The sequence below is a fragment of the Methylobacterium sp. P1-11 genome (genome assembly GCF_008329595.1).
Lineage (GTDB): Bacteria > Pseudomonadota > Alphaproteobacteria > Rhizobiales > Beijerinckiaceae > Methylobacterium.
The window spans coordinates 1-1,678 of the sequence record NZ_NPKS01000085.1 but is presented as its reverse complement, the minus strand read 5'-3'; the positions used below and the strand labels follow the sequence as shown (position 1 = coordinate 1,678).

At 65.0% G+C, this 1,678-nt stretch carries 1 protein-coding gene; it reads right to left on the bottom strand.

The window, feature by feature from the left end:
• Positions 1-176 precede the first annotated feature (176 nt).
• Positions 177-1,616, bottom strand: coding sequence for an IS1182 family transposase (locus CIW48_RS32785; RefSeq protein ID WP_149314502.1), 1,440 nt, complete (start codon positions 1,614-1,616; stop codon positions 177-179).
• Between the last annotated feature and the right edge of the window lie 62 nt (positions 1,617-1,678).

Below are 1,678 nucleotides of genomic sequence, written 5' to 3'. Positions count from 1 at the left end.
GGGTCCAGGCCGTGTCAAAACGCCGAGAATCGGCTTTGTGCTGGGGTGCCGCCCCAATTTTGCGAGAATAGGCGCTCCACCGTTTGGATCGACCCTTTGTGGTCGCGCATCCGTTTGAGTTGAAGGCGCTGCTGGACGGCTTTTCAGCCCCTCGGTGAACGATCAAAGGCCTTCACTCAGGCGGGGATCGCTGCCAAGAGCTTCCGGCTTCCCATGATGTTGAGAACCCGCGTCAGATTGTAGGCCAGGACCTGGAGTGCCATCTCGGTCGAGACGCGCGGCAAGGTCTTGGTCAAGAAGTGCGTCGCCCCCATCCGCGCCTTCAGCGTGCCGAAGGGGTGCTCGACCGTCTCGCGCCGGACCCGCATGGCCAGCGGATCGCCGTCCAACCGGCGCTGTACGGCCTCCAGCACGTCCTCGTGCTCCCACCGGGTCACCCGGCGCTCCTTGCCTGTCGTGCACGCTCCCTTCATCGCGCAGGCCGAGCAGACATTCGTCCAGTACCGATGCAGGGTCAGGCCATTCTCCACCGAGGTGTACCGATGGGACAGCGTCTGACCCGCCGGACACAAGTAGGTGTTGTCCTGACGACGGTAGAGGAAATCATCCTTGCCGAAGCGCCCAACGGCCTTCGCGCCCGAGGTCATCGGCCGGGGCAGCGTCACGGCGATGCCGGCGCGTTCGCAGGCCAGGATCTGTTCACTGGAATAGTAACCCCGGTCAGCCACCGCATCGAGCGTGTCCGCTTCCAGAGCCTCTTTGGCCCGCGCGGCCATGCCGCTGAGCTGCGCCCGGTCCGAGCCAGCATTGGTGACCGCATGCGCGACGATCAGGTGATGCTCGGTCTCGACCGCCACCTGGACGTTGTAACCCACCACGCCCGATCCACGACCGCTGGTGGCCATGGACCGCGCGTCGGGATCGGTCAGCGAGACCTGCCGGTCGGGCGCGGCCTTCATCTGCTCTTCCAACCCCGCCAGCCGCTCCATCTCCTGTCCGAGGCGGGCGATCTTTTCCTTCAGCCGCTCCACCTTGGTTGCCAGTTCCGGCGTGGGGTCCTGACGATCGGCTGTGTCGAGCTGCGAGAGGTAGCGTGACACGCTCTCCTCGATCTGCTGGCGGCGCCGGTCGAGCTTGCCTTGCGTAAAGTTGCGGTCGCGATTGTTGACCGCCTTGAACTTCGAGCCGTCGATCGCGACGCACGTCCCCGTCAGAAGGCCCATCGTGCGGCACAAAGCGACAAAGCGGGCACAGACTCGCCCGATGGCGGGGCCGTTCTGCCGACGGAACTCGGCAATGGTCTTATGATCGGGCGATAGCTGGCCGGTCAGCCACATGACCTCGACGTTGCGGCCCGCTTCGCGCTCCAGCCGTCGGCTCGACGGGACCCGGTTGAGATAGCCGTAGACGTACAGCTTCAGCAGGGCGGCCGGATGGTAGCCCGGTCGACCCGTCCGTGCCGCATCGACACCCGCAAAGCCGAGCGCGCCGAGTTCCAGGGCCTCCACAAAGGCATCGACGACGCGGACAGGATTGTCCTCGGCGATCCAGTCCTCAAGACAAGGCGGAAACAGCGTCGTCTGATCGCGCTCGGCACCGACAACGAACCGTCCCATGCCATCCTCCGGTCGTGCAGAGGAAAGCTACCACCTTCGGGGTTTTGACACAGCCAGGGTCG